Annotated in this window: 25 protein-coding genes; 14 read left to right on the top strand and 11 right to left on the bottom strand. The window is 47.4% G+C overall.

The window, feature by feature from the left end; genetic code table 11:
• The first annotated feature begins 16 nt into the window (after positions 1 to 16).
• Positions 17 to 1,132 (top strand): geranylgeranyl reductase family protein, encoded by a 1,116-nt coding sequence (locus IGQ44_02725; protein ID HIK36893.1) that lies wholly within the window; start codon positions 17 to 19, stop codon positions 1,130 to 1,132.
• Between the two features lie 2 nt (positions 1,133 to 1,134).
• On the opposite strand, the gene IGQ44_02720 is transcribed toward IGQ44_02725, so the two are convergent.
• Positions 1,135 to 2,403 (bottom strand): S41 family peptidase, encoded by a 1,269-nt coding sequence (locus tag IGQ44_02720; protein ID HIK36892.1) that lies wholly within the window; start codon positions 2,401 to 2,403, stop codon positions 1,135 to 1,137.
• Positions 2,404 to 2,615: 212 nt separating this feature from the next.
• Here IGQ44_02720 and IGQ44_02715 point away from each other — a divergent pair, with 212 nt between their 5' ends.
• Positions 2,616 to 3,440, top strand: a complete 825-nt coding sequence (locus tag IGQ44_02715) for an SWIM zinc finger family protein (protein ID HIK36891.1) — start codon at positions 2,616 to 2,618, stop codon at positions 3,438 to 3,440.
• Here IGQ44_02715 and IGQ44_02710 read toward each other — a convergent pair.
• Complete coding sequence (locus IGQ44_02710) at positions 3,437 to 3,847, bottom strand: hypothetical protein (GenBank protein ID HIK36890.1); 411 nt, start codon at positions 3,845 to 3,847, stop codon at positions 3,437 to 3,439. The two genes, IGQ44_02715 and IGQ44_02710, sit on opposite strands and share 4 nt — an antisense overlap.
• 98 nt (positions 3,848 to 3,945) lie before the next feature.
• Here IGQ44_02710 and IGQ44_02705 point away from each other — a divergent pair, with 98 nt between their 5' ends.
• From IGQ44_02705 to IGQ44_02690, 4 genes are all read left to right on the top strand, one after another.
• Positions 3,946 to 4,656, top strand: a complete 711-nt coding sequence (locus IGQ44_02705; protein HIK36889.1) for a DUF3318 domain-containing protein — start codon at positions 3,946 to 3,948, stop codon at positions 4,654 to 4,656.
• A gap of 36 nt (positions 4,657 to 4,692) precedes the next feature.
• Entirely contained in the window at positions 4,693 to 6,138 is a 1,446-nt protein-coding gene (locus IGQ44_02700) for a glycosyltransferase family 2 protein (protein HIK36888.1), read from the top strand.
• Between the two features lie 86 nt (positions 6,139 to 6,224).
• Positions 6,225 to 6,809 carry a peroxiredoxin gene (locus IGQ44_02695; protein ID HIK36887.1) on the top strand — a complete coding sequence of 195 codons (585 nt, stop codon included), beginning with the start codon at positions 6,225 to 6,227 and terminating at the stop codon, positions 6,807 to 6,809.
• 129 nt (positions 6,810 to 6,938) lie between these two features.
• Positions 6,939 to 7,715 (top strand): prohibitin family protein, encoded by a 777-nt coding sequence (locus tag IGQ44_02690; protein ID HIK36886.1) that lies wholly within the window; start codon positions 6,939 to 6,941, stop codon positions 7,713 to 7,715.
• Between the two features lie 7 nt (positions 7,716 to 7,722).
• On the opposite strand, the gene IGQ44_02685 is transcribed toward IGQ44_02690, so the two are convergent.
• Positions 7,723 to 8,094: a helix-turn-helix transcriptional regulator gene (locus IGQ44_02685; GenBank protein ID HIK36885.1), complete on the bottom strand. Its 372-nt coding sequence runs from the start codon at positions 8,092 to 8,094 to the stop codon at positions 7,723 to 7,725.
• 46 nt (positions 8,095 to 8,140) lie between these two features.
• The gene (uvrA, locus tag IGQ44_02680) at positions 8,141 to 10,939 is read right to left on the bottom strand and encodes an excinuclease ABC subunit UvrA (protein HIK36884.1); all 2,799 of its coding nucleotides are present in this window, start codon (positions 10,937 to 10,939) and stop codon (positions 8,141 to 8,143) included.
• Between the two features lie 182 nt (positions 10,940 to 11,121).
• On the opposite strand from uvrA, the gene nadB reads away from it, so the two are divergent.
• The 3 genes from nadB to IGQ44_02665 all read left to right on the top strand — a co-directional run bounded on the left by nadB (position 11,122) and on the right by IGQ44_02665 (position 15,893).
• The gene (gene nadB, locus IGQ44_02675) at positions 11,122 to 12,777 is read left to right on the top strand and encodes an L-aspartate oxidase (GenBank protein ID HIK36883.1); all 1,656 of its coding nucleotides are present in this window, start codon (positions 11,122 to 11,124) and stop codon (positions 12,775 to 12,777) included.
• Between the two features lie 60 nt (positions 12,778 to 12,837).
• Complete coding sequence (locus IGQ44_02670) at positions 12,838 to 14,577, top strand: NFACT family protein (protein HIK36882.1); 1,740 nt, start codon at positions 12,838 to 12,840, stop codon at positions 14,575 to 14,577.
• A 125-nt stretch (positions 14,578 to 14,702) separates the two neighbouring features.
• Positions 14,703 to 15,893: a GNAT family N-acetyltransferase gene (locus tag IGQ44_02665; protein ID HIK36881.1), complete on the top strand. Its 1,191-nt coding sequence runs from the start codon at positions 14,703 to 14,705 to the stop codon at positions 15,891 to 15,893.
• Here the strand turns inward: IGQ44_02665 and IGQ44_02660 are convergent.
• From IGQ44_02660 to IGQ44_02645, 4 genes are all read right to left on the bottom strand, one after another.
• On the bottom strand, positions 15,890 to 16,258 hold the full coding sequence (locus IGQ44_02660) for a hypothetical protein (protein ID HIK36880.1): 369 nt from the start codon (positions 16,256 to 16,258) through the stop codon (positions 15,890 to 15,892). The genes IGQ44_02665 and IGQ44_02660 overlap by 4 nt on opposite strands.
• An 88-nt stretch (positions 16,259 to 16,346) precedes the next feature.
• Entirely contained in the window at positions 16,347 to 18,353 is a 2,007-nt protein-coding gene (locus tag IGQ44_02655; GenBank protein HIK36879.1) for an NAD(P)H-quinone oxidoreductase subunit 5, read from the bottom strand.
• A 68-nt stretch (positions 18,354 to 18,421) separates the two neighbouring features.
• Complete coding sequence (locus IGQ44_02650) at positions 18,422 to 18,955, bottom strand: hypothetical protein (protein HIK36878.1); 534 nt, start codon at positions 18,953 to 18,955, stop codon at positions 18,422 to 18,424.
• A 61-nt stretch (positions 18,956 to 19,016) separates the two neighbouring features.
• Positions 19,017 to 20,201: an NAD(P)H-quinone oxidoreductase subunit H gene (locus IGQ44_02645; GenBank protein HIK36877.1), complete on the bottom strand. Its 1,185-nt coding sequence runs from the start codon at positions 20,199 to 20,201 to the stop codon at positions 19,017 to 19,019.
• A gap of 113 nt (positions 20,202 to 20,314) precedes the next feature.
• Between IGQ44_02645 and IGQ44_02640 the strand changes: the two genes are divergently transcribed.
• From IGQ44_02640 to mreC, 5 genes are all read left to right on the top strand, one after another.
• Complete coding sequence (locus IGQ44_02640; GenBank protein ID HIK36876.1) at positions 20,315 to 20,458, top strand: hypothetical protein; 144 nt, start codon at positions 20,315 to 20,317, stop codon at positions 20,456 to 20,458.
• Positions 20,459 to 20,536: 78 nt separating this feature from the next.
• On the top strand, positions 20,537 to 21,259 hold the full coding sequence (locus IGQ44_02635) for a pyridoxine 5'-phosphate synthase (protein HIK36875.1): 723 nt from the start codon (positions 20,537 to 20,539) through the stop codon (positions 21,257 to 21,259).
• Between the two features lie 93 nt (positions 21,260 to 21,352).
• Positions 21,353 to 21,682 carry a DUF2488 family protein gene (locus tag IGQ44_02630; GenBank protein HIK36874.1) on the top strand — a complete coding sequence of 110 codons (330 nt, stop codon included), beginning with the start codon at positions 21,353 to 21,355 and terminating at the stop codon, positions 21,680 to 21,682.
• A 156-nt stretch (positions 21,683 to 21,838) separates the two neighbouring features.
• On the top strand, positions 21,839 to 22,903 hold the full coding sequence (ruvB, locus tag IGQ44_02625) for a Holliday junction branch migration DNA helicase RuvB (protein HIK36873.1): 1,065 nt from the start codon (positions 21,839 to 21,841) through the stop codon (positions 22,901 to 22,903).
• A 51-nt stretch (positions 22,904 to 22,954) separates the two neighbouring features.
• A complete protein-coding gene (gene mreC / locus IGQ44_02620) occupies positions 22,955 to 23,752 on the top strand; it encodes a rod shape-determining protein MreC (protein HIK36872.1) in 798 nt (265 codons plus the stop codon).
• Here the strand turns inward: mreC and IGQ44_02615 are convergent.
• The 3 genes from IGQ44_02615 to IGQ44_02605 all read right to left on the bottom strand — a co-directional run bounded on the left by IGQ44_02615 (position 23,743) and on the right by IGQ44_02605 (position 26,217).
• Positions 23,743 to 24,411 (bottom strand): HEAT repeat domain-containing protein, encoded by a 669-nt coding sequence (locus IGQ44_02615; protein HIK36871.1) that lies wholly within the window; start codon positions 24,409 to 24,411, stop codon positions 23,743 to 23,745. The genes mreC and IGQ44_02615 overlap by 10 nt on opposite strands.
• Positions 24,412 to 24,418: 7 nt before the next feature.
• Positions 24,419 to 24,880, bottom strand: a complete 462-nt coding sequence (locus tag IGQ44_02610; protein ID HIK36870.1) for a CBS domain-containing protein — start codon at positions 24,878 to 24,880, stop codon at positions 24,419 to 24,421.
• 134 nt (positions 24,881 to 25,014) lie between these two features.
• Complete coding sequence (locus IGQ44_02605; GenBank protein ID HIK36869.1) at positions 25,015 to 26,217, bottom strand: response regulator; 1,203 nt, start codon at positions 26,215 to 26,217, stop codon at positions 25,015 to 25,017.
• Between the last annotated feature and the right edge of the window lie 95 nt (positions 26,218 to 26,312).

Below are 26,312 nucleotides of genomic sequence, written 5' to 3'. Positions count from 1 at the left end.
ATACTTTAGTAACAGTATGAAATACGAATGTATTGTAATAGGTGCTGGGCCTTCCGGGGCAACGGCGGCCTATCACTTGGCTAAACGGGGGGTATCTGTGTTGCTGTTAGAAAAGGCCTCTCTGCCTCGCTATAAGCCTTGTGGTGGGGGCGTGTCGCCGGCCATTCAGTCTTGGTTCGATTTTGACTTAACCCCGGCTATCTCCGTCAAAAGCCATACCGTTTACTGCACCTGGCAACAGGAGGAAGTGGTGGCCATCGATTTGGGCAACACCCCCATCTGGATGGTAAGAAGGGATGTGTTTGACTATTTCCTGGTGCAACAGGCAGTCAAACAAGGGGCTCAATTGCTCACAGACACTGAAGTTACCGCCATAGAATTCCAAAAAGACTCGTGGCTTGTCCACACGCCCAAAGGCCACTTCCGGGGAAGCTATATTGTAGGGGCAGATGGAGCTAAGGGGAATACTGCCAGGTGGCTGGGTTTTACAAAACAGAAGAAAACCGTAGTGGGAGCCTTAGAAGTGGAAATCCCTGCTGCCCAACCGACAACAGACACCTACTTTGAATTTGGACTGGTGGCCCACGGTTATGCTTGGAATTTCCCTAAGGCAGACGGCTATTCCCTAGGGGCAGGGGGTTTTGCTAAACGACGCAAGGCTCAAAGTTTCCACAGGCTCCTGGAAAACTATGCCAGTGGCTTTTGTCTTAGACTACAAGATGGTTGTGAATACGGACACCCTATTGCCCTCTGGGATGGGGTTCAAAAATTACATGCCGAAAGGGCCATCCTGGTGGGGGAAGCTGCCTGTGTGGTTGATCCCTTCACCGCCGAGGGCATCCGCCCCTCCGTCTACAGCGGCATGAAGGGGGCAGAAGCCATAATCAACGGCCTGGCGGGCCAAACGGATGCCCTAGATAACTACAGCGCCACTATGGCCGAGGAATGGGGAAAAGAGATGATGTGGGCCAAGCGTCTGTCTCAGGCATTTTACCGCTTCCCCCGTCTCAGTTACCAACTGGGGGTTAAACACCCCTCCGCTGGCAAAACCATGGTAAAAATCTTCACTGGCCAGTTGAAATACTCACAGGTGGCTCAACGAGGACTTAATATCCTCTCCCGCCTGTTTTAGCCCTACTTTCTCATGGCTACCTGCTGGGATAACACTTCTACTGCCTTGCGATACTGGGCATCGTCCATGGTGCCAATCTTTGTTCTGTCTTTCATTAGTACTTCTTTTTCTCTCTCATTCAACTCGTATATCACATCTGGGGTAATGCCGTTCTTGTTAATATCCCTCCCCTTGGGCGTCAGGTATTTGGCAATGGTAACCGCTAAACCCGATCCGTCTCCCAGGCCCCTCACTGATTGTACCAACCCCTTGCCGAATGTCTGGGTCCCAACTACTATAGCGCGCTTGTAGTCCTGAAGAGCTCCGGCAAGAATCTCACTGGCACTAGCCGAACCGCCGTCCACCAATACTACCACGGGCTTGTTGGTAAGAGCACTGTTATTGGCATTATGAACCTCCACCTCGCCAACTCTGTCAACGGTAGAGACGATTCTCCCCCTGTTGATGAACATGCGGGCGATTTCCACACTGGAGTAAAGCAAACCGCCGGGGTTGGAGCGCAAATCCAGTATATACCCTTTCACATTCTCCTTCTCCCCCTTGACTATAGCCTCCCGCATCTCCTTGGGAGCGTTGCTGCTAAATTGCACCAGACGGACATAGGCTATTTTACCAATTCCCGGCTGTTCTTCAATTCTAGCCTTTACCGGGTGGATTTCGATTCTAGCCCTGGTTAGGACAAATTCTTTAATTTCGCCGTTGCGCTCAATGGTAAGAGTTACTGTGGTGCCGGGTTTGCCCCTTATCATGGACACCACTTCATTTAAATCCATTCCCTCTGTGCTTTTGCCATCTACCTTGCGTATAATGTCCTTGGGTAAAATACCTGCCCTCTGGGCTGGTGTGTCCTCAATGGGTGCAATTACTACAATATTCTTCGTATCCTCCTCCTTGGTAATTTGAATTCCTACACCCGTCAACTCCCCTGAAGTGTCAATTTGCATGCTTTTGAACTCTTCGGGATCCATAAAACGAGTATAGGGGTCATTGAGTCTTTTTAGCATTTCTTTGATGGCCTTATAGGCCTCTTCTTTGCTGCTGTACTCCCTATTGAGGTATTCCCTCCGTACCTCACGCCAATCTTCCCCGTTGAAAGTGGCATCCACATATTGGCGGTTGATTATCTGCCATACCTCATCTACTATCTCCTTGGGACTATCTTTAAAAAACGCCTGGGTTTGGGAAAAACGTAATCCAAAACCCGTGAATGCTACACTGGAAATAGTTAAGGCTGTTGCCCCCAGAATTAGTCCACGTTTTGTCACTTTCATACTCTCTCTCTCAATGGTACCAACGAACAGGGTGTAGGAATCTTGTCCGCTTCTATTCCCCCTCCTAGTCCATTTTAGCTCTGACACTTCTTACCCTGATACTAACATATATCTTAGAAATGTTTGTGGCCTTTCTTGCTTTTTATCTCCCTCTTTCCTCCATGGTACAATTGTAATCCAGTTTGCCGGAATATTGTAGTACAGAGTAGACAATGATTCAACAAAAGCAGTGGTGGGTAGACAAGTGGCTAGAATTGTTGGATTCCTACCGATTTAAGAAAAGACTAGAAAGGGGAAGAAACTACTCTCGGGAAGGGAATATCCTCAATCTAGAATTTAACAAGCAGTGTCAATTGTTAGCAGAAGTCCAGGGAAGTCAAGAAAAACCCTACAGGGTGACTCTGGGATTAGATCTGTTTTCCGATGACGACTGGGGGTATGTGATTGCCACTATGTCCGAAAAGGCATTCATCTCCGCTCAGTTGTTGGTGGGGGAAATGCCTGAAGAAATCGAACAGGTTTTCATCAAAAATGGTCTTAGTCTGTTCCCTTTCAATTTAGCAGACGTACGCGCCCGTTGCACCTGTCCTGACAAGGCTAATCCCTGTAAACACATAGCCGCCGTATATTATCACCTGGCAGAGCGTTTTCGGGAAGACCCCTTTATTATCTTTCAACTGCGAGGCAGAAGCAAGGAACAAATCCTTGAAGCCCTAAGAGTGGCGCGCAGTTGGCGCCTGTCTGGCAAACAGTGGCAACCAGAACAGTTGGGTAAAATAAAATCCGTCCCCAAACGCAAAAGTGGTAATAGTAAAACCTACACCCCCCTCTCCATAGAAAATTTCTGGGATTATGAAAAACCTCCAGACTCCTCCCTCTTCATTGTCTCCCCCACTACTGACAACACCAAAAATATCCTGGAGGTATTGGGAGATATTCCCCTCCCCTACGACGAATCCCAAACTATGATGCAGTACCTCTCCCAAGTATATCAAACAGTCCCCGCCAAGGCAGTGGCCATGGCTGAGGGCAACTAACCCCCCCCCAGCAGGCCATTTAGGTAATCACGCCATTGGGCAGCAATTCTAATGTCAGTAAAAGGCACCTCAATGGTCTCTTCCTCCAGGATTAATTCTAACAGCCCTTCTCCCCTTTCCGGTATCTCTTTCCCAGAAGACAATAACTGTTTTTTCCAGTACAACTCAACTGCCCTTATCCTGGAAAGGGATACTGTCTTCTCCTCCTTTATGCCCTTGGGTGTGGGGATGCCTACCACCAACGAATTCCCTTTTTTCCCCAATACCGCATATATGTCATACTTGGACTTCTCAAACTGGCGAGCCCATTCTTGATACTTTTGTAACTTATCATATTCTCGTTTGCCGCTCCAGGTGAGCCAAACAATTACCAATAACAGGGCCGACCAGACTAAGCCACGTTCCATGCATGCTAAAATTGCCAATTACACTTTGATAAGACTAGCATAGAAAGAGGGGACTTTTGCAACTGTCCCCCCCCCATTGATGAGAGGAAAGAAAGACTATGACTTATACGGCTTCCTCTGCTAGGGCAGAAATGAACGAGTTGAGACGACTGAAAACCCTACTGCCACCAGAATTACAAAGTTGGGTAATGGTAGAGGCTTCCACGGAAATAAACCCTCCCCTCATTCGCACCGAGGAAATCGGCAGGGATGAGGTGGAAATCCAAATTGACCTGGCAAAATGGGAAAACCTGGCCATAGACCAACGCAATTTACTATTTTGGCACGAGGTGGCACGAATTCAAAATGACACTATACCCCGTGAAGGATGGGAAATGGCAGCCCTGGCTATAGGCTTGGGCGGAGCCGTGGGAGAATTGTGGGTTCAAGATGGATTATTATTACTACTGGCTTTGGCCCTCTGTGGCATCTCCGGCTATCGTCTGTGGCAAAAAAATAACAGCGAAAAGGTCCTAAAAGACGCTATCGAGGCGGACGAGAAGGCAATCCAAATCGCCACCCGTTTCGGTTATTCCCTCAAAACCGCCTATCAAAGTCTCGGCAGTGCCCTGAAAACCCTCATCGAACAAACCCCTAATCGTCGTCAAAGGAAAATATACGAAGAGAGGTTACAAGCATTGCGTCGCAGTGCTGCTAGAATAAAACAACAACAGCAGCAAAAAGAGACTCAAACCACCGCCAATCAACCCCTTTCCCCACCTCCCACCTCAGAAGGCCCCCGCAGTAGTGCTAGAATGAAAAACATTTAGGCTAACCTGTGCCTCCACTGGAAACTACTGAAAACTATGACCAATCCACAGCAAAATCCCCATCCAACCGAGTCCCCCCTACCTGATCCTATCTCTTCTATCTTAGACGAACTGACAGACCCGGAACTGGAAGAGGAGGAATTCAAAGCCGATTTCTTTCAAGGATTGTCCGGCAGGAGGAAAAAAGCAGCCTTCACTCTAGGGGTGGTTTGGATTACAATAGTCACCCTTCACCTTGTCTCCTGGGGTTTTGCTGTTGTACTCGTCCTAGGAGTCTTGCTGTCCATCCACGCCCTCCGGTTAATGTCAGCCCCAATTCCCCCAACTCAATCCCCCTACCCTAACCCCCCCAACCTCCCCACGGTTTCTCTCCTGGTGGCTGCCAAAAATGAAGAAAAGGTTATTCGCAAATTGGTACATCAGTTGGCTAACCTGGACTACCCCCAGCAATTATATGAGTTCCTCGTAATTAACGACAATAGCAGCGACGCCACCGGAGCTATCCTGGAAGAATTAAAAACCCTTTACCCCCATATGCGGGTTTTACATCGGGATGCCAGCCAAGCCAAAGGGGGTAAATCCGGCGCCCTAAACCAAGCCCTCCCCCTCACTAAGGGTGAAATTATCGGCGTTTTTGATGCAGACGCTACTGTCCCCTCAGACCTTTTAAAGTCTGTAGTACCTTTGTTCTTAGAAAAGAGTATAGGGGCAGTGCAGGTAAGGAAGGCTATCTCCAACGCCAAAGATAATTTTTGGACAAGAGGACAGGCGGCAGAAATGGCACTGGATAGCTACTTCCAACAACAGAGAATTGCCTGCGGCGGCATAGGGGAGTTACGCGGCAATGGTCAGTTTGTCCGCAGAATAGCCCTGGAAAGATGCGGTGGTTGGAATGAAGAAACCATCACCGATGACTTAGATCTTACAATTAGGCTACACCTGGATAACTGGGATATTGCCCTCCTCCCCCACCCGGCCGTGGGAGAAGAAGGTGTGAAAACCGCTGTCGCCCTGTGGCACCAGCGAAGTCGTTGGGCAGAAGGGGGTTATCAACGCTATTTGGACTACTGGCGTTTTCTTTTAAGCCATCGTCTCCCCTGGCGCAAAAAATTAGACCTGTTTTACTTCTTCCTGGTACAATACATCCTACCCACCGCTGTCATCCCCGACTCCCTCATGGCAATTACCCATCACAAGTACCCCCTAATAGCACCACTGAGCAGCCTTACCTTCGTTTTGGCCTTCTGGGGAACCTTATTAGGCCTCAGGCGTACCAAATTGTCCCCCTCCCTCAGTTTGATGGATTGGCTTAAAATAATCCAGGAGAGCATTTTAGGGATGATCTACCTAACCCACTGGTTTGTGGTTATACCTGTCACCACCGGCAGAATGTCCATCCGCCAAAAACGACTTAAATGGGTGAAAACAGTCCATGAGGGTCACGGGGAGGAAGAACTAGAATTTAACCCCACCAATGGTTGAAGTGGCCACTCCCCCATGTCTCTCTCCCCGGGGAGTCTAATTCTGCCCTAGTCCTATCCTATTTTCTTTCTACAGCCTGTGGCATTATGTTGCAAATTGGACAAAAAGCTCCCGATTTCACCGCTACTGCCGTTGTAGGCCAAGAATTCAGGGTTATCAGACTCTCTGACTACCTAGGAAAATACGTCGTTCTCTTCTTCTACCCCCTTGACTTCACCTTTGTTTGTCCCACAGAGGTAATTGCCTTTAGCGATCGTTATCACGAGTTTGCCAGTCTCAACACGGAGATCCTAGGGGTGTCTGTGGACAGTGAATTTACCCACCTGGCCTGGATTCAAACGGAAAGAAAACAGGGGGGTGTGGGTGAACTCAATTACCCCCTAGTCTCCGATCTCACCAAGGAAATCAGTCGCGCCTACCACGTCCTGGAAGAGTCCTCCGGCATTGCCCATCGCGGCCTGTTTATCATCGATCAAGAGGGCATTATCCAACACATCACCATCAATAACCTCTCTTGTGGTCGTAGCATAAATGAAACAATTAGAGTTCTAAAAGCCATTCAATATGTCCAGTCCCACGAAAACGAAGTATGTCCAGTAGACTGGCAAGAAGGAGACAAGACTATGATGGCAGATCCAGTTAGGTCTAAACTCTATTTCTCCTCCCAATAGGCTCCTGTCCCCCCTCCATGGTAAAATAAGACCAGATTTTTTCATTCGGAGAGGTGGAGAGTGCAAAACCAAAACAGTTCGGGCATTTCCAGTTTCTTCGGCGCCATTTTGGCAGCCTTGCTTCTTTTCATGGGACTCAATTCCATAGTGGTTATTAATCCCGGACAGGCCGGTGTTTTGAGTATCCTGGGAAAGGCTCAAGATGGCCCCCTGTTGGAAGGTTTGCATTTTAAGCCCCCCTTCATCTCCTCGGTAGACATCTATGACGTCACTGTCCAAAAATTTGAAGTTTCCGCCCAAAGTTCCACCAGGGATTTACAAGAATTAAGTGCCACCTTCGCCATCAACTTCCGTCTTGATCCCCTCAAAGTGGTAGATATTAGACGCACCCAAGGTAGCCTCCAAAACATCGTCGCTAAAATTATAGCCCCTCAAACCCAAGAATCCTTCAAAATAGCGGCCGCGAAACGCACCGTGGAAGAGGCCATCACCCAACGGGCTGAATTAAAGGAAGACTTTGATAATGCCCTTAATTCCCGTCTGGAAAAATATGGTATCATTGTCCTGGACACCAGCGTCGTAGACCTCAACTTCTCCCCCGAATTCGCTAAAGCCGTAGAAGAAAAACAAATCGCTGAACAACGGGCGCAACGGGCAGTATACATAGCTCAAGAGGCTGAACAACAGGCCCTGGCCGAAATTAACCGCGCCAAAGGTAAAGCAGAAGCCCAACGCCTACTGGCTGAAACCCTTAAGGCCGAAGGTGGGGAGTTGGTGCTGAAAAAAGAAGCCATCGAAGCCTGGAAAGAAGGTGGCGCCCAAATGCCCCAAGTCTTGGTTATCAACGGCAACAACGCCCCTGGTGGTCTCCCTTTCCTCTTCAACCTTAGCGATGTCCAAAAGTGAATCCCCCCTAATTTTCCGTCTCGTCTAAATGTTCGGCTACTGCTGAGTATAAATCTAATACGTGATGATCTAACAGGCGATAATATACCCTCCTTCCCCTCTTCTCGTAAGCTACCAAACGCATCGCCTTTAATGTCCTGAGTTGATGTGACACTGCTGACTCTGTCATGTCTAATGTAGCAGCTAAGTCACATACGCATAGTTCCTGTTGTGCCAAAACCGAAAGAATCCGCAGGCGGTTACTATCCCCCAACAAACTAAAAAATTCTGCCATCCTCTGGGCTTTCTCTGGACTCAAAACCTCTCCCCGAAAAACCTCTACCTGATGGGGACCACAAGACGCCAAATCCTGGCCTTTTGGGGGATTGCCTATTCTCATCCTTTCTTTTCCTTTTGTCTGTACTCCCTGTTTTCCCATTATACCCTCATATTTGATTCAAATACTTCCTTAAATACCTACCCGTATGTGACAAGGGGTGTGCCGCAATTTCCTCCGGAGTGCCCATCGCTACAATCTCTCCTCCCCCATCCCCCCCCTCCAAGCCCAAGTCAATAATCCAATCGGCACACTTGATTACCTCCATATTGTGTTCGATGACTACTATGGAATTCCCCTTGTCTGTCAGTCTTTGCAATACGTTCAACAGGTGATGCACGTCATACAAAGATAATCCGGTAGTGGGCTCGTCAATAAGATAAATAGTCTTGCCAGTGGCACGTCGTGACAACTCCGTAGCCAATTTCACTCTCTGGGCCTCCCCACCAGAGAGGGTTGGCGCACTCTGCCCCAGTTTTATATACCCTAACCCCACGTCCATCAGTGTCTGCAACTTGCTCATCGCCTTGGGCACATTCTCAAATACTTTCATGGCTTCCTCCACCGTCATCTCTAACACCTCTGCTATACTATAACCTCTGTAATTTACTTGTAATGTCTCTTTACTATAACGAGTGCCCTTACAAACGTCACAGCGTACATATACGTCCGGTAGGAAATTCATGGAGATGACGTTAACACCCTGTCCACCACAAGCCTCACACCTACCCCCCTTGACATTAAAGGAAAAATGCCCCGCTTTATACCCCCTCGCCTTGGCTTCTGGTGTCTCGGCAAACAACTCCCTAATCACATCAAATACCCCTGTATAGGTGGCGGGATTGGACCGAGGCGTCCTACCAATGGGTGACTGATCAATTACAATCACCTTGTCTATCTCCTCTATCCCCTCTATAGCATCCATCCCCCTAGGAAAGGGTACCTTTTTGGTGAGATGATGCTGTAGGGCAGGATACAACAACTCATTCACCAGGGTAGACTTGCCACTCCCCGACACCCCGGTTATGCACACTAACTTGCCTAGAGGAATTTCCACGTCAATGTGTTTTAAATTATTACGGTGACAGTTTCTCAAAATCAGTGACTTGCCATTGCCCTCCCTTCTCTTCGGGGGCACTTCTATTGTCATCCTGCCAGATAAGTATGCACCAGTGAGGGATTCCTCACACCCCATCACCTCCTCTAAACTTCCCTGTACTACCACCCTACCACCATTTACTCCCGCTTTAGGCCCTATGTCCACAATGTAATCCGCACTCCTTATGGTGTCTTCGTCGTGCTCCACAACAATTACAGTATTGCCCAAATCCCTCAATTTCTTAAGGGTTGCCAGCAGTCTGTCATTGTCCCTTTGGTGTAACCCAATACTGGGCTCGTCCAACACGTATAATACCCCCGTCAAACCCGAACCCATTTGGGTGGCAAGTCTAATCCTTTGTGCCTCTCCCCCAGAAAGAGTCATTGCTGGCCTGGCTAAAGTAAGATAGTCTAAGCCCACATCTATCAGAAACTGAAGACGGCTTTTAATCTCCCTTAACGCCAATTCCCCTATTTGCCTCTGTCGGGGAGTTAATTGCAAGTTTTCTATCCTCCTCAAACACTCCTTTATGGTAACCTCCGTCAACTGGTCAATGGTATACTGTCCCAGTTTAACCGCCAATGCCGCCGGTTTTAGTCTTTTTCCCCCGCACGCCTCACAAGTTTTGTACTCCAGATACTGCTCTAGCTTCTGTTTAATAATCTCAGAATTAGTTTCTCTGTAAGTCTTTTCCAACAGGGGAATTACTCCAGGATAGTAACCATACTGCAGTTTTTGAATCTCCTTGTCCCCATATAGGATAATATGTTGTTGTTCCGCTGTCAAACTATCCCAGGGCTGATAGAGATTTATCTTATACTCCCTGGCCAAATACTCCAAAAAGGAAAGATAATGCTCATTATCCCCCTTTTCCGCCCAAGGCACAATGGCATACTTGACTGGCGCCTGGGGATCCGGTACAATCCTCTCCGGCGAAAATTGCCTAAAACTGCCCAAACCGTGACAGTGGCCACAAGCACCATAAGGAGAGTTAAAAGAAAACAGTCGCGGCGATAACTCCTCCATCACTGCACCATGGATGGGGCAGGCAAATTTCTCTGAAAAAATTATCTCCTCCCCCCCCCCTTCCTCCCCCACTATCTCTCCTATAGCTATTCCATCCCCTAGCTTCAAACAGGTTATCAGAGAGTCTACTATCCTCTCCTCAATACCCTCCTTGATTACTAACCTGTCCACCACTACACTAATATCATGTTTTTGTTGACTGTTGAGCCTAATATCCTCATTTAAATCCCTAATCTGACCATCTATTTTCACCCTCACAAACCCCTGTGCCCTTAAACTAGAGAGTAACTGTTGATGATGCCCCTTTTTCCCCCTCACCACCGGCGCCAACAGGTGAATCTTCGTTTTGGAGGGCAAACTCAACAGCCTCTCACACATCTGATCCACCGTCTCCGGCTGGATGGAGCGACCACAAATTGGACAAAATGGCTCCCCCGCCCTACCATATAATAAACGCAGATAATCGTAAATTTCCGTCACCGTCCCCACCGTTGAGCGGGGATTGTGAGAGGTGGACTTCTGATCAATAGAAATGGCCGGCGATAGCCCCTCTATACTGTCCACATCCGGCTTCTCCCACTGCCCCAAAAATTGACGGGCGTAGGCACTTAAAGATTCTACATACCTTCTTTGCCCCTCCGCAAAAATAGTGTCAAACGCCAACGACGACTTCCCACTCCCCGATACCCCCGTAAACACTATCAGCCTGTTTTTCGGCAACTCCAAGTCTATATTCTTCAGATTGTGTTGTCTGGCACCCCTTATTACTATCTTCGACTCCATATCCTCCTCCCTCAAAAAAGGCGCAAGCCGCCCCCTCCCAACCACCACGGGTCAAGAAAGGACGGCCATCACCTATCATACAAATTATAACCTACAAAAAAGGAAAATGTCAAGGGAATGGGCAAAAAAAAACTTGATGAGATACAATGGAAAGAATATAACAGTGTCGGCAAAACCTGGCCTTGAACCAAAATTCCCTCACCCACCAGCAGTTCGATGTAATTATAGTGGGATCGGGCGCAGCAGGCCTATATTCCGCCCTATGTCTGCCCGGGGAATACCGTATTGCACTGGTCACCAAGGATAAACTAAAAAGAGGGGCCAGTAATTGGGCTCAAGGGGGCATTGCCGCCGCTATCCACCCCCAAGATTCCCCCCAACTCCACCTCCAGGATACTCTCAAGGCCGGTGCTGGTCTGTGTGACGAGGAGGCGGTAAAATACCTGGTGGAAAACGCCGTGGCCTCCATCCACTCCCTCCTGGCTTTAGGAGTAGAATTTGACCGCCATAACGGTATTCTGGCTACCACCCTGGAGGCTGCCCACTCCTTCCCCAGAGTGCTTCATGCGGCTGATACCACTGGCAAGGCTATTGTCTCCATTCTAAGACAGAAGGTTCTAGAAAGCCCCAATATACAAGTATACGAGCAGGCCCATGCCTTGAGCCTTTGGACGGAAGACAATCAGTGCAAGGGCATCTGTTTACTATTCGAAAACCAAGTCTACTGGCTGGCAGCAAAGGCTGTTATCCTCGCTACCGGTGGCGGCGGACGGGTTTTCGCCCATACTACCAACCCGGAAGTGAGTACTGGCGATGGGGTCGCCCTGGCATGGCGTAGTGGTGCTGTACTACGAGATCTGGAGTTTTTCCAATTTCACCCCACTGCCCTGAATCTGCCACCGGCGCCTCGTTTCCTCATCAGTGAGGCGGTAAGGGGGGAGGGGGCATACCTTATAGATGAAAGTGGCCGACGTTTCCTCTTTGACTATCATCCCCAGGGGGAATTGGCACCACGAGATGTAGTTAGTCGTGCTATCTATCTTCATCTGCAAAAAACTAGCCCTGACCCAGCCCATGCTAAAGTATATCTAGACTTGCGCCATATTGACCGTCAACGCATAGAATACCGTTTCCCCAATATCATCCAAAAATGTCAACAGTGGGGCGTTGATTTATTTGCCCAACCCATCCCCGTATCCCCCGCTGCCCATTATTGGATGGGGGGAGTGAAGGTGGGCATCGACAATAAGACTACCGTAGAGGGATTATACGCCATTGGCGAGGTGGCTAGTACTGGTGTCCATGGCGCCAATCGTCTCGCTAGTAATTCTCTTCTGGAGTGTATTGTCTTTGCTGAAGGTTTCCGCCGTCTCCAGCTACCCTCCAACCCCTACCCCACCCCCCCTGCTACTGTTAAACCCCTCTCAGACGACTGGCAAGAAGAAATGCCTATAATCACCCACATTAGAAACAATCTACCAGTTACTATGTGGGAAGGAGCGGGTATTTGTCGCACTCAGGAAGGATTGGAAAAAGCCTTGACTCAAATCTGTAGCTGGCAAAAGGAATTAGCACAACTTTTCATCTATCAGTTTATCTACAATCTCTCTCCCTCCTGCAATTATCAACTTCTGTCTCCCACCGCACAATCCCACCTTAAACTAGCCGCAGAAACCCTCAACCTAGTAGACATAGGCTATCTCATTGTCAAAAGTGCCCTTTTTCGCAAAGAAAGCCGCGGTGGCCATTTTCGTCTTGACTATCCTAACACAGATCCCTCCTGGCAAACCCACACCCTCATCCAAGACAACAAGTGGTATAAGCAAGAAAAACCCTAGTCCCCCCCATTCCTTGCTACACTGTTTTTGTCTGTTTATCCCCTCATTGTCTCTTCCACTATGCAACCTTTCGACTACACCACTGTTAAGGCTGTTTGTTATTCCCTTCAACAAGAACACATCCCCTCCAGACTAGAACAAGTCTATCAGGTAGATCCCTACACCCTCAGTCTTTGTTTAAGAAGTGTAAAGAAAAAGTCTTGGTTAACAATCTCCTGGCATCCCAAAGCCGCCAGAATCTGCATCGGCAACCCACCACCCCGTGTCAAAGACACCTTTACTCTTAGTGAACAATTAAGACATCTTATTAACGGTTATGCCTTAATTGCCATAAATATCCTCACCCCCTGGGAAAGAGTAGTAGATTTCCAATTCGCCACACGCCCCAGCGACTCCCCACTCTATCATCTGTATGTGGAAATCATGGGCAAATATAGCAATGTTATCCTTACCAATAGCGAAAATCAAATTATCACCCTCGCTAAACAAATAACTTCTGAAAAATCCTCCCTTCGTATTCTTCAAACCAGTGGTATTTATCAACCACCTCCCCCCCCTACTGGCGACATACCACAACTAGAAGAATCCTTTGAAAAATGGCAAGCTAAAGTCAGTTTAATTCCCGGCAAAATCCAACAACAATTGCTTAAAACCTATCGCGGTGTTAGTCCTAGCCTTTCCCGTTATCTCCTTCAAAAAGCTCACATCAACCCCGATAAAATCAACCAGGATTTGACTATTGATGAATGGAAAAATCTCTACCTTCAATGGCATAGTTGGCTCTTTCGCTTAGAAAATAACCTTTTTTCCCCTTCCTTTACCCCAGAAGGCTATACTGTTATCGCCGACGACGAGACAGAATCTCTCTCTTACGTACACCAAGTTATCAACCAATACTATTCACAGCTACTTAAACGAGAAAATTTCATCAATCTAAAGCAACAGTTACAAAACAAAATTAACAACCTCCTCAAAAAACTCTATCAGAAAAAGGAAGGCTACCTCGCCAAAATACAAGAATCAGAAAACTGCGAGATTTACAAAAATCAAGCGGATTTACTAATGGCAAATATCCATCTGTGGCAGCCAGGAATGAGGGAGATTGTCCTCCAGGACTTCCTCACCAATAAGCCAGTGAAAATACCTCTTTCCCCCGACAAAAATATCATCCAAAATGCCCAAAATCTATACAAACAACACCAAAAACTTAAAAGGGCTAAACAGGCAGTCCAACCCCTGCTACAATCCACAGTGGCAGAAATTAACTACCTAGAACAAATTCTCACCAATATCAAACAATTAGAATACGAAGACGAACAAGACTATACCATTCTTCAGGAAATAAAACTGGAACTGATAAACCAAAAATACCTGGAGGACAACCAGTCTCGTTTGCCCCTCCGACAAGACAACCAATCCCAGCCCCGCAAATATTATACCCCCTCCGGCAAAGAAGTACTAGTGGGACGCAACAACCGCCAAAATGATATTCTCACCTTTCGTATTGCCACCGACTACGATTTGTGGTTTCACGCCCAGGAAATCCCCGGCAGCCATGTCTTGCTACGTTTGAATCCAGGAGAAATACCAGAAGAAGAAGACTTACAATTTGTGGCTAACCTAGCAGCCTATTATAGCCAGGGCAGGGAAAGTGAACAAGTGCCCGTAGTCTATACCCACCCCAGCTGTGTATACAAGCCAAAAGGGGCAAAGCCGGGCATGGTAGTCTACCGCAAGGAAAAGGTTATTTGGGGCAATCCCCTGGCTGTAAACTTGGGTGACAAACACTATAACCACTGAAAATCTACGCTAACATGGAGTTAGTTTAAACCAGGGGACTATTCTTTTTTATTATCTACAACAACCCGGCTTATTTCTAATCCTTATTACTAGTTAATAGTCGCCGTTTTTATATATTTGCCACTATGAATAACAATGCCCAACCCAGAAGTACCCTTGTTATCCGCCCAATCCAATACCGCGACTTAAACCCCGTCGCCTCCCTTTTAACCACCCATTTGGCCGAAGAATATGACCCCCGTAAGTACAATTTACTAAAAAAAATAGAACAATACCACAGCTGTTACGGACTGTTACAACTGGCCAGAATTATACCCTGGCTGGAAGACAAGGACTTTCATGTGTATGTAGCAGAAAAAGACGGCCAAATTCAGGGACTGATCCAAGTAGCGCCAGTAAACTACAGCAGAAGCACTTGGAAAGTAGAACAGGTAGTGATAAATAGTAAAACCCCCCTCAATCATATTCTAATAGGCAGTTGCAGTGTGGGCTCCCAGTTATTGAGATACTGTTTCGAGAAAATTTGGGAGGCCCGCACCTGGATAATAGAGGTAGATATAAACGAAAAAAATAGAATAGGGCTGTATCGAGAAAACGGCTTTCAGCCTCTGGCGCAAATCACCTATTGGGAATGCGATAGCCAGCTGTTAAAAAGACTAGCACAACAGGAGCCCAATCTCCCCAATCTCCTCCCAGTTAGCAACGCCGACGCCAAATTGATTTACCAACTGGATTGTGTCTCCCTGCCACCCGTGCTAAGACAGGTTTTTGATCGTCACATCGAAGACTTCAAGAAGAGTTTTTGGCAGTATCTCACAGAGAAAATCAGAGGATGGCTAGACCAGACAGATAACGTGAGTGCTTACGTATTTGAGCCCCAGAGAAAGGCGGCTATTGGCCATTTTCAGCTACAAATCTGCAAAAACGGCCGTCAACCACACCAAGCCCAACTGCTCGTCCACCCCGCCTATACCTGGCTATACCCAAAACTGTTAACCCAAATGGCCATCCTGGTGGAGAAATTCCCCTCCCAATCCCTTCTACTCTCCTCTGCAGACTACCAGACGGAGAGGGAAGAATTTTTGGAAAAAATGAGGGCTCAACGGAAACAACACAATTTACTCATGTCGCGTTCAGTGTGGCACAAACTCAGAGAAACAAGGGCCCATGACTTCAGTCTATCAGAAGTGCTTGGCAGTCTCAAACCCGTTCAAAATCCTATCCCTACTCCATGGGGCAAATCTCATTGGGAAAATGCCAACCCTTCAGATTCCCATAAAACCCCACCACGGGAGGACAATAATAATACGGTCTAATAGGCACAGAATTGAAAACTATTGCCCTCGGGATAGGGCACTCGATTTATCCTAACCTTGAACACCCCAGCCTGTTTCCCGGTTTGGAAGAGACGCACCTGTGGAGGAGAGGAGGGGTTACTGCCGGAAATGATTCCCCCTCTGGGATTAATTACCGAATAGTCTACTTCCGGGGGGGCGGTAATTTCGAGAAATTGATCTTTGCCTAGCCTCAGACTAAACGTATCCCCGGGGTTTATTCTTCCAACATAGGAACCACAGTAACTGCCCTTGGCAAACCTAACCACAATGTCACGGCCAAAAGCCGGCAGGTGTACTAATCCTAGTAGTGTTAAGGAGACACAAAGTATTGTTTTTTTCCACATGGCGGATTCCTCCGGGTAGATGGGGGGGGAGACGTAAATCTGGTTTAAATAGTTCCCCCCCCTTACATATCAACCCATGGGTAGCGGTTTAGCTGATAACGGTAAAGGCAATGGCAAATCCTAAAACAGCGGCAAACACGATAAGTGCATAAAACTGCGCCCTACCGTTTTCTAGGTATTTCAACCCTTCGCCACTGATGATGGTGATTAACCCCGTGAGGTTGACAGCACCATCTACCACCTTGTAGTCCACCTCTATAATAGCCCTGGCCAGGCGACGGCTGCCAATGACAAATACACGGTCATAGATGTCGTCAATATACCACTTGTTGAGGGAGAATTTATACAGGGCGGGAAACTTGGCAGCGAGGGCACTGGGGGAGATTTTGCCTTGTAGGTACATCAGAGAGGCAAAGGTAATGCCAATCAAAGCAATGCCAACAGAAGTGCCTGCCATTGTCAAGAATTCGCCCCACTGGAATTGGTGGACTACCTCTGTGGCAGTTTCCGTGGGGGGATAGATAAACTCTTCAAACAAATTGTGCCAGGGAAGCCCGACAAAACCCACTACTGTTGAGGGTATAGCCAACATCACCAAGGGAAATGTCATAGTCAAGGGCGACTCGTGAGGTTTTTCCCCATGGTGGTGATTCTCCTCAGTATGGACAATACCGGCTTCTTTCAGGATTTTCTCTTGAATTGTCTTGTCTTTTCCCCTAAAATCCCCTTCAAAGGTGAGAAAGTAGAGACGAAACATGTAAAAAGCAGTTAAACCTGCAGTTAGCCAGCTTACCACCCAAAGGGCAGGATTAGCCTCAAAAGCCTGGCTGAGGATTTCATCCTTTGACCAAAAGCCGGCAAAGGGGGGAATACCACAAATAGCTAAAGTGCCTATCAAAAAGCATATAGCAGTGATAGGCATGTATTTTCTCAATCCCCCCATTAAACGCATATCCTGTGACAGGATGGGATTGTGCCCTACTACCTCCTCCATGCCATGAATAACCGACCCTGAACACAAGAATAACATAGCCTTGAAGTAGGCATGGGTCATCAGGTGGAACAAACCGGCAGAATAGGCGCCAATGCCCATGGCCATGATCATGTATCCTAGCTGGGAGATAGTAGAATAAGCCAGCCCCTTCTTGATGTCATTTTGGGTGGGGGCGATGGAGGCTCCCAAAAATGCCGTAAAACAACCAGTCCAGGCAATTACATTCATCACTTCCGGCAGGGGTTGCAATACGGGATACATCTTAGCTACCAAAAACACCCCAGCCGCCACCATGGTGGCTGCGTGAATTAAAGCAGAGATGGGGGTGGGGCCTTCCATAGCATCTGGTAACCATACATGTAGGGGAAACTGGGCAGACTTGGCTACTGGCCCAAGAAACACCAGAATCCCAAACAAAACCGCCAACCATCTTGCCAATTCGCCCGTTTGCAACAACTCTTGTAGTCTTTCCCCCATCACCTGGAAATCAAAACTACCGGTGGCCCAATACAATCCCAACATCCCCAACAAAAGACCAAAATCTCCCACCCGGTTGGTGACAAAGGCTTTCTGACAGGCATCGGCGGCAGACTTCCTCTCATACCAAAAACCAATAAGGAGATAGGAAGCCATCCCTACCAATTCCCAGAATACATACACCTGTACCAAATTGGGGCTCATAACTAACCCCAGCATGGAGGCGGCAAAAATGCTCAAGTAGGCGAAGAAACGCACATAACCCGGATCATGGGCCATATATCCGTCACTATATATCATTACAAGAATAGCGACGGTACTCACAATCACCATCATCAAACTGGCCAGGTGATCGACAGTATAGCCCATTTGTAAACTATAACTGCCTGCCCTTGCCCACTCCAGCATTCTGGTATAACTGGGATGCCCTTGCCATTGACTCCAGAATAGCGCTACAGATAGCACCAAAGATATGGCAAAGGTGGAGATCACAAATAGAGAGGCCGGTTTGCGTAGTTTATTTGTAGCTTTATTGAAGGATATTAGTCCCAACCCCAAAACCATTGAAGAAAACAGAGGAATTACAGGGACTAACCAAGCGTAATCGTATAGAAACTTATCCATGCCAGTCGACTATTTGATGAGTTATTTTTCAGACAATTGATTGTAAGTCAGAAAATCCCCTCTTAACATTAACTTTCCTGTATTTCTTTTAGCCGTGAAAGAAGATAATCTTGTTGTCCAGTGTTGATACCGAAGACTATTTCTATTTTCTTGTCCTTATCCCTTACTGATAGTACAAGGTCTGAGCCTTCTCTTGTTGCCCCTATTTCTACATCTTTTAGTGTAATTCTTTCGTATCTCGTTGTCACTAGAGAAAAACGAATAACCGTATCAGGCTGAGATTGCAAATAGACACTCAGACTCTTATTGTCTAGATCCAATTCCAGTCTACGGGCAGTATAGCCAAATTCCTGGGCTTGTCCTTCTGGCGTACCATATACAGTTATACCCCTAATTTGGGGGGACAAGAGAATATACTCTTGGTCGAATCTTTGTTTGGTATCCCAGTCCAACTGGTCAATACTGGCCCCAGGGGGTATTATCCTTTGGGCCTGCAGGATTTTCTGACGATTTAGATTCTCCCACCATTCCCTGATTAGCCCCAGATTTGTGGGGTTGTCTATTTCATTGCTGTTGCTATCCCAAACAATTTTCTGACTCATAGTCTTCCCTATGTGGAGGGGCTATTTTTTTAGTATAGCCCCCTTTTGTGTGTGCCAACTTCTAGCGATCTACTGAGCCCATGATAATATCAACACTGCCCAGAATAGCCATGATGTCGGCCACTTTCACCCCACGGAGGATATGGGGCAATATCTGTAGGTTGTTGAAGTCAGGGGCTCTTATCTTGAAACGCCATGGAAACACGTCGTCATTACCAATTATAAACACTCCCAACTCCCCTTTCCCGCTTTCCAGACGGACGTAGTGTTCTCCTTTTGGGATCTTAAAGGTGGGGGGGATTTTCTTGGCAATATACTGGTAGTCGAAGTCATACCATTTGGACTTTTTCCCTTCCATCATCCGTTTGGCTTCCAAATTCTCATAGGGGCCACCGGGCAGATTTTTCAGGGCTTGTAGTATGATTTTGGTGGACTCTCGCATCTCTCGAATTCTGACCAAATAACGGGCTAGACAATCCCCTGCCGTTTCCCATTGGACTTCCCAATCGAAGTCATCATAACACTCATAATGGTCTACTTTGCGGAGGTCCCATTTTACGCCACTAGCCCTTAACATTGGCCCAGACAGGCCCCAGTTGATAGCTTGTTCCCTGGTAATAACACCCACTCCCTCTACCCTTCTCCGGAAAATGGGGTTATTAGTAATTAGACGCTCATACTCGTCCACCTTGGGTAGGAAGTACCTACAAAAGTCTTCACACTTGTCTACCCAACCATAGGGCAGGTCAGCAGCTACACCCCCAATACGAAAGTAGTTGTTGTTGATCAAACGCATCCCCGTGGCGGCTTCCCACAGGTCGTAAATCATTTCTCTTTCCCGGAAGATGTAGAAAAAGGGGGTTTGTGCCCCTACATCTGCCAAAAATGGTCCTAACCACAGCAGGTGATTGGCAATACGGTTTAACTCCAACATGATTACGCGGATGTACTGAGCCCGTTTTGGCACCTTAATATCCGCTAGTTTCTCCGGGGCGTTTACCGTGATAGCCTCGTTAAACATTCCTGCTGCATAGTCCCAACGGCTCACATAGGGGACAAACATTATATTAGTCCGATTTTCGGCTATTTTTTCCATTCCCCGGTGTAAATAGCCAATAACCGGCTCACAATCAATTACTTCCTCTCCGTCCAGGGTGACTATTAGTCTTAACACCCCGTGCATTGAGGGGTGGTGCGGCCCCATATTTATCACCATGGGGTCCGTTCTAGTCTCTATTCTTGCCATTTTCCCTCTCTACTACCTTTTTAATCTTTTCCCTAGATTACCACAATCCTTTTCTTTTCCGTTACAATCTATTATTTGAGCTTTTAATCCTAAGCATAAATACTCACTCATATATGAAAAACGGAATACAAAATAGCTACAAAGAGGTTTTACAAAAAAGGGTGTATAAGACAGAACAACAGTTAAAATACATGAGTCTGGAGGCAGAAGTAGAACTGTTACTCCAACGGCTGAAAACCGTTAACAATAATAAGTAAAATAAAATAAACCCCACCCCCTTTATCCTGCCCCCTATCCCCTAATCCCTAATATTAGGCAAGAAAAAGGAGGAAAAATTGTTAACCCTAGGCGTAAATATCGACCACGTGGCTACCCTTAGGCAGGCTAGACGCACAGTAGAACCAGATCCCGTGGCAGCAGCCGTCTTGGCAGAATTGGGAGGCGCCGATGGCATTACCACCCATTTACGGGAGGATCGTCGTCATATTCAAGAAAGGGATGTGAGACTGCTACGACAAACAGTCCGCACCCATCTTAACCTGGAAATGGCCCCCACTGAGGAAATGATCGCCATCGCCCTGGACATAAAACCCGACTATGTTACCCTGGTGCCCGAAAGAAGAGAAGAAATCACTACAGAGGGGGGTATTGATATAGTCAACAACTTAGAACGCTTCAAAGATGTGGTAGACAGGTTACAAAGTGCGGGCATCCCCGTCAGTTGGTTTATTGACGCTGATCCTGCCCAAATAGAAGCGGCGGCTAAGACTAAAGCCCAATTTATTGAACTACACACCGGTAGATATGCAGAGGCAAAAGACGAGGCCACTCGCATGAAAGAGTTGAAAATTCTGCAAGAGGGCACTAAAATGGCTAGAGATTTGGGCCTAAGGGTCAATGCTGGCCATGGTCTTACCTACTGGAATGTCTATCCTGTCGCCTGTATTGAGGGCATTGAAGAGTTGAACATCGGCCATAGTATTATCAGTCGTGCCGTCTTGGTGGGATTGGAAAGGGCCGTGCGGGAAATGAAATTGGCCATGAGAAATCAACTCTAGTTTATTACCCATAAGCTATGTTATTATTATAATTGTTTCTTAAAAGGAATTTTAAAGATTGCTTATAAGTTATCTATCTTAAGAGGAAAAACTATGCCCACTTACCACTACATTCTAGCCAGTGAGAAGTTCCTCACCAGCGACGATGAAAATCTGCACGAAGTCCTGAAAGAAAGGGAAAGAGACTACCGAGATAAGAATAAGCCAATAGATTTCTGGTTTATCAGACAACCGGCCTTTTTGGAGGCGCCTGAGTTTAAGGAAATCAAGGCCAAGTGCCCACAGCCGACAGCTGCAGTGGTTTCTTTGAACGAACAATTTATAACCTTTCTGAAGCTACGTTTGGAATACGTCATCAAGGGCAAGTTTGAAGCCCCTAGCCCCACCATTCCTGATCCCCTTGCCTCTTTAGCTAGGCAGTAACATATAACAGAGTGGTTATGTAATCCTGAACCTGTTTCCAATGCGGGTTCAAGTTTTTTTTTACAATACTTTCGATGTGAGTAGAATACAAACTAGCGCCGTGCAGTCCCCCCCGAAAATGGATAGGATAAATAGGGAGGATTGTGGGAAGAGTCAATGGCAATTAGAAGGGCTGGTGGGGAAAACAGTCATAATCGTCTGCCACTACAACGGATGGGAAAGGCCAACAGTATTGCTAGGCCAGAAATCCTAGAAGAAGACTTAAGGGAAAACGAGAGTGAAGAGAAAATCCGCCCCCGCACACTGGCAGAATATGTAGGACAAAAGGAACTAAAAAGAATACTGGAAATTGCTATGACGGCGGCCAAGCAGAGGAACGAACCACTGGAACACATTTTACTATATGGCCCCCCAGGGCTAGGCAAAACTACCCTGTCCCTGATTTTGGCTGCGGAAATGGGGGTTAATTGCAAAGTTACTACAGCGGTAGCGCTAGAACGACCCCGTGATATTATCGGCCTTTTACTGACGCTGCAACCGGGGGATATTCTCTTCATTGATGAAATTCATCGTCTGCACCGGCAAACGGAAGAAATACTATACCCGGCAATGGAGGATAGACGTCTGGATATTACTATTGGCAAGAAGCAAGGGGCAAGGATCGGAAGTATCTCTCTACCTCCCTTTACCATTGTCGGGGCCACTACCAAAATTGGCGCCTTGACATCCCCTCTGAGAGAACGTTTTGGCCTAATCCAACGACTGCATTTCTACCAGCCGGAGGAACTAAAAGAGATTGTCTTGCGATCTGCCAAAATTCTCCGTCTCTGTCTGGACGACGGGGGTGCTGAAGCCATCGCTTGTAGGTCTAGGGGAACACCCCGTGTTGCTAACCGTCTCTTGAGAAGAATAAGAGACTATGCCCTTGTGGTAGGACGGGCCGTCATCACCTCTGAAATTGTAGAGGAGGCAGCGGCTGTCTACGGCATCGACCCCCTCGGCTTGGACACCACTGACCGTCTTCTTCTTTCCACTATCATAAACCAATTTCAAGGAGGTCCTGTGGGACTAGATGCCCTTGCCGCCACCATGGGGGAGGATGCTAAGACCATTGAGGAGGTCTGTGAGCCCTATTTACTACAACTAGGTTTCATCCTCCGAACCCCCAGGGGGAGGTTGGTCACGGAAAAGGCGTATAAACATATGAGTTCATGGAGCTAACTTTACTATAATGTACAATCGTCCATAAGTTGGAAGTTCCCGTTTTGCAGATTGAAAGTCATCTCCCGTTGGTGGCAAAGATACGGAGGCCAGATTTTTTGGGGATTAGTCAGTGTGGCCGTCACCTGGCTAGTCTACGTGCATAATGGTTGGTTTTTAACTGAGTTGTTGTCCCTCATATACCCCTCCTGGTTGTCTTCTCCTGTGGTAGATCGTCAGGCACTGTACCAGGAAAGAACTATCCAGGAGTTAAACCAGAAAATTGAAATTCTGGAGAGGGAAAACCAAACTCTCAGACAGATAATCAAATATCAACAAAAATCCGCCGCACCCCTCCTCCCTGCCAGGGTAATTGCCAGAAGTGCCGACGCCTGGTGGCAGATTATCACCATCGATGTAGGTAGTAGAAAGGGGGTTTCTGTGGACAATACGGTAACCAGTGTGGGAGGATTGGTGGGAAGAGTGACCAGTGTTACTCCCAACACCAGTAGGGTTTTGTTAATCAGTGACTACAACAGTCGTGTGGGAGCAACACTTCCTCGCACTGGTTATCAAGGGGTAATAAGAGGGCAAGGCACTTCTGTAGGGATAATGGAATTCTACGCCAAGGTGGCGGATGTGAGAATAGGGGATGTGGTGGCTACCTCCAACTTTAGTACTATTTTTCCCCCTGGGCTCCCCATAGGTAGAATAATAGAGGTAGACTTGAACAAGAGTCCGGCTCCTGAGGCCAAAGTGGAGTTTACTGCGCCCTTGGACTATCTAGACTGGGTATTGGTTAATACCCAAAGCCAGCCTCTTTTTGAACAATCCCCCCCCGAAGGCTTATCCCTCAACTCTCAGAGATAGTTTTTCGCCTCTGTGGCTATTATGTCCACCTCGTCTTGGGCTAGTTTTTCTAGGGCCGCCCTTACCTCCACTCCTCCGGCCTCCCCCTTTAGTCTTCCCAAAGCCTGAGTCAAACGATAACGGATTTGCCAGTCGCTGTTTTCCACAAAGGGTAGCAAAAATGGCACTGCCCGTTTGTCCCCCAACTCCCCTAGGGCGCTAATGGCAGTGGTTTGGAGGAGGGGATTACCGGAGTTTAAGGCGTCCAACAACAGCTCAAAACCCTCCGCCACTCCCAATTCCCCTAGGGCGGCAATGATGCTAAACCGCAATAACCAGTCTTCTGTCTGTTGATATACTTGTTTTAGGTCTGAAAATGCCTCCTTTAACCCTAAACCCGCAAGGGAATCAGCTGCCGCAGCCCTCACATCCACTTCCGGGTCATGGTAGAGTACATCCTTTAGCAATTCTAAACAGTCTGTGGGATTGGCCCTGCCCACCATTGCCAATTGGGAAACGGCGGCATAACGCACTCTTTCATTCTTGTCCTTTACCAGTGGTTTCAGCAGCTCGTAGGCTATACTTATGTCCAAGTGCCTTAACTGGTTCAAACCACGAATTTTTTCCCCATAATCCTGGGACTGCAACAGTTTTTGTACCTCTTCTGGTGTTATGCTCATATTTCGGTTACTCGGATTCGGCTAGACAGCGAACAATATCACCCCGGGTAATTATACCTACTACCCTGTTGTTTTCATCCACCACTGGCAAACGGCGAATGTTTTTCTGGTGGAGAATACGGGCAGCCTCTTTTACACTCTGATTACTGGTGACGGTAATGGGATTAGGTGTCATGACATCGGCAACAGTTTGCCCTAGGGCCTTTTTAAGGAGTTGCTCGTAACGGGCAGGATTTTGCAGATAAATGATACTATCCAGGATCATTATATAGGGAGGAGGCTCTACTCCTGTTTCCCTCCACATCAGATCGCTTTCAGAAATCACTCCCACTACCTCCCCCTTGGCGTTTACCACCGGCATGCCACTGATTTTGTGTTTCACCAGTAGAGCAATGGCCTCCTGTAGGGGAGTCTCTGGTGTCACGGTGATGGGGGAAGGGGTCATCACTTGGGCAACGGTTTTGCTCATCAGATTTTCTTATGCTTTTATCTTTTGGGCTCAGGATTATAATCCCCAACAAGGGTCATTTTATCAGAATCCTACCCCCCCTTATGATTGTAAACTGCAGGCCTGTAATTATCGGCTAGCACTTCTCTCAATTCCTAACCCCTGCTGCCAGGGGATAAGTATTTGTTCAAAATCTCTAAAACCTCGTCCGGATTGATGGGTTTGGCCATGAATTCAGATGCCCCACTCATCTTACTCCTCAGCCTTTCCATCATTCCATCATTGGAAGTCAATATTATTATAGGTGTATTACGAAATACCGATAACTTCCTGAGACTGGCACAAATCTCAAAACCATTGGCGTCGGGCATCATCAAGTCCAAAAAGATGATATCGGGTTTACTGGCCAACACCTTGGCTATGGCCTTGAGGGGATCATTAATGCCAATGAATTTATAACCCGCCTTGGTAGCTATGGCCGCCATAGTCTCGCAAATAAGAGGACTATCGTCTATACAGGCAATGAGAGGAGCCACGTTTTCTCCCTCATCAGGCTGTACTACCGTGGGGGGGGAAACCGGTGCCGGCAAATCTGCCACTGAAACTAACTCAATATAACCCTGTTCGATGTAGGGAAGAAGGAAGCAGCTGAATTGAGCCAAATCCCGCTTGAATTGTATGGCTAAGTCCCTCAGGGTGTTGCGGCCGTTAAAATACCTGCTAAAGGCTCCATAGGTTTTGGGAGAGAGCTTTTCCTGCAGTTTTTCCGGATTTTTGATGACAGGAGCGGTATTGGGGGAACGATCTCCTAGTTTCAATTCTACCCATTTTTGCCACTGTTGCCAGGCGGAGCTTATTATGGGATTGGGATCTAACAGGAAAATTTGCTCGTTTAAGGGGACAATGGTCCTATCATTAAGATAAAAACTTACCTCCAACGTCTGATTCAGGTCGAAGAATATCTCTGTCAGGATATTAGTAACCATTTTCATAACCCCCTCCCTCTCCGCCCTTCCCTCCGTCAACCAGTCTCGCAACAGCTCATACTCCCAACAAAACCTGACATTTTGCGGAGAAATGGACTGGATTTGCTGCTCCAAATACTCCCTGTCAGCAGCAATGGAGGGGAGAGAGGCCGCCAAATTCCGCCGCCAACGTCTCACGGAGTGTTCCCCCCCCGTCCCATATATCAGCCTGCCCATGTACAGGTAAAAACGCCACTGTTCCCTTCCTGGGTTTACAAGCTGTAATTCCCCACTGAATTGGTGCTTTTTCAGGACATTGAACAAATATATCTGCTTTGAGGCCACAAAGCCTCGAATAGGAACATTATAGTCCTCTTGATTCCATTTATCCATCAGTGCCACCGAGGAATTGCTTTAGCTTTATGTATTACCACACAGCTGTGGCCTGTTTACCCTGCTGTCCCACCCGCCCCTGGGGGCAGTTTCTT

Origin of the sequence: Geminocystis sp. M7585_C2015_104 (genome assembly GCA_015295805.1) — a bacterium.
Classification (GTDB): domain Bacteria; phylum Cyanobacteriota; class Cyanobacteriia; order Cyanobacteriales; family Cyanobacteriaceae; genus DVEF01.
The sequence above is the reverse complement of the archived record's forward strand: the minus strand, read 5'-3'. Positions and strand labels throughout refer to the sequence as shown.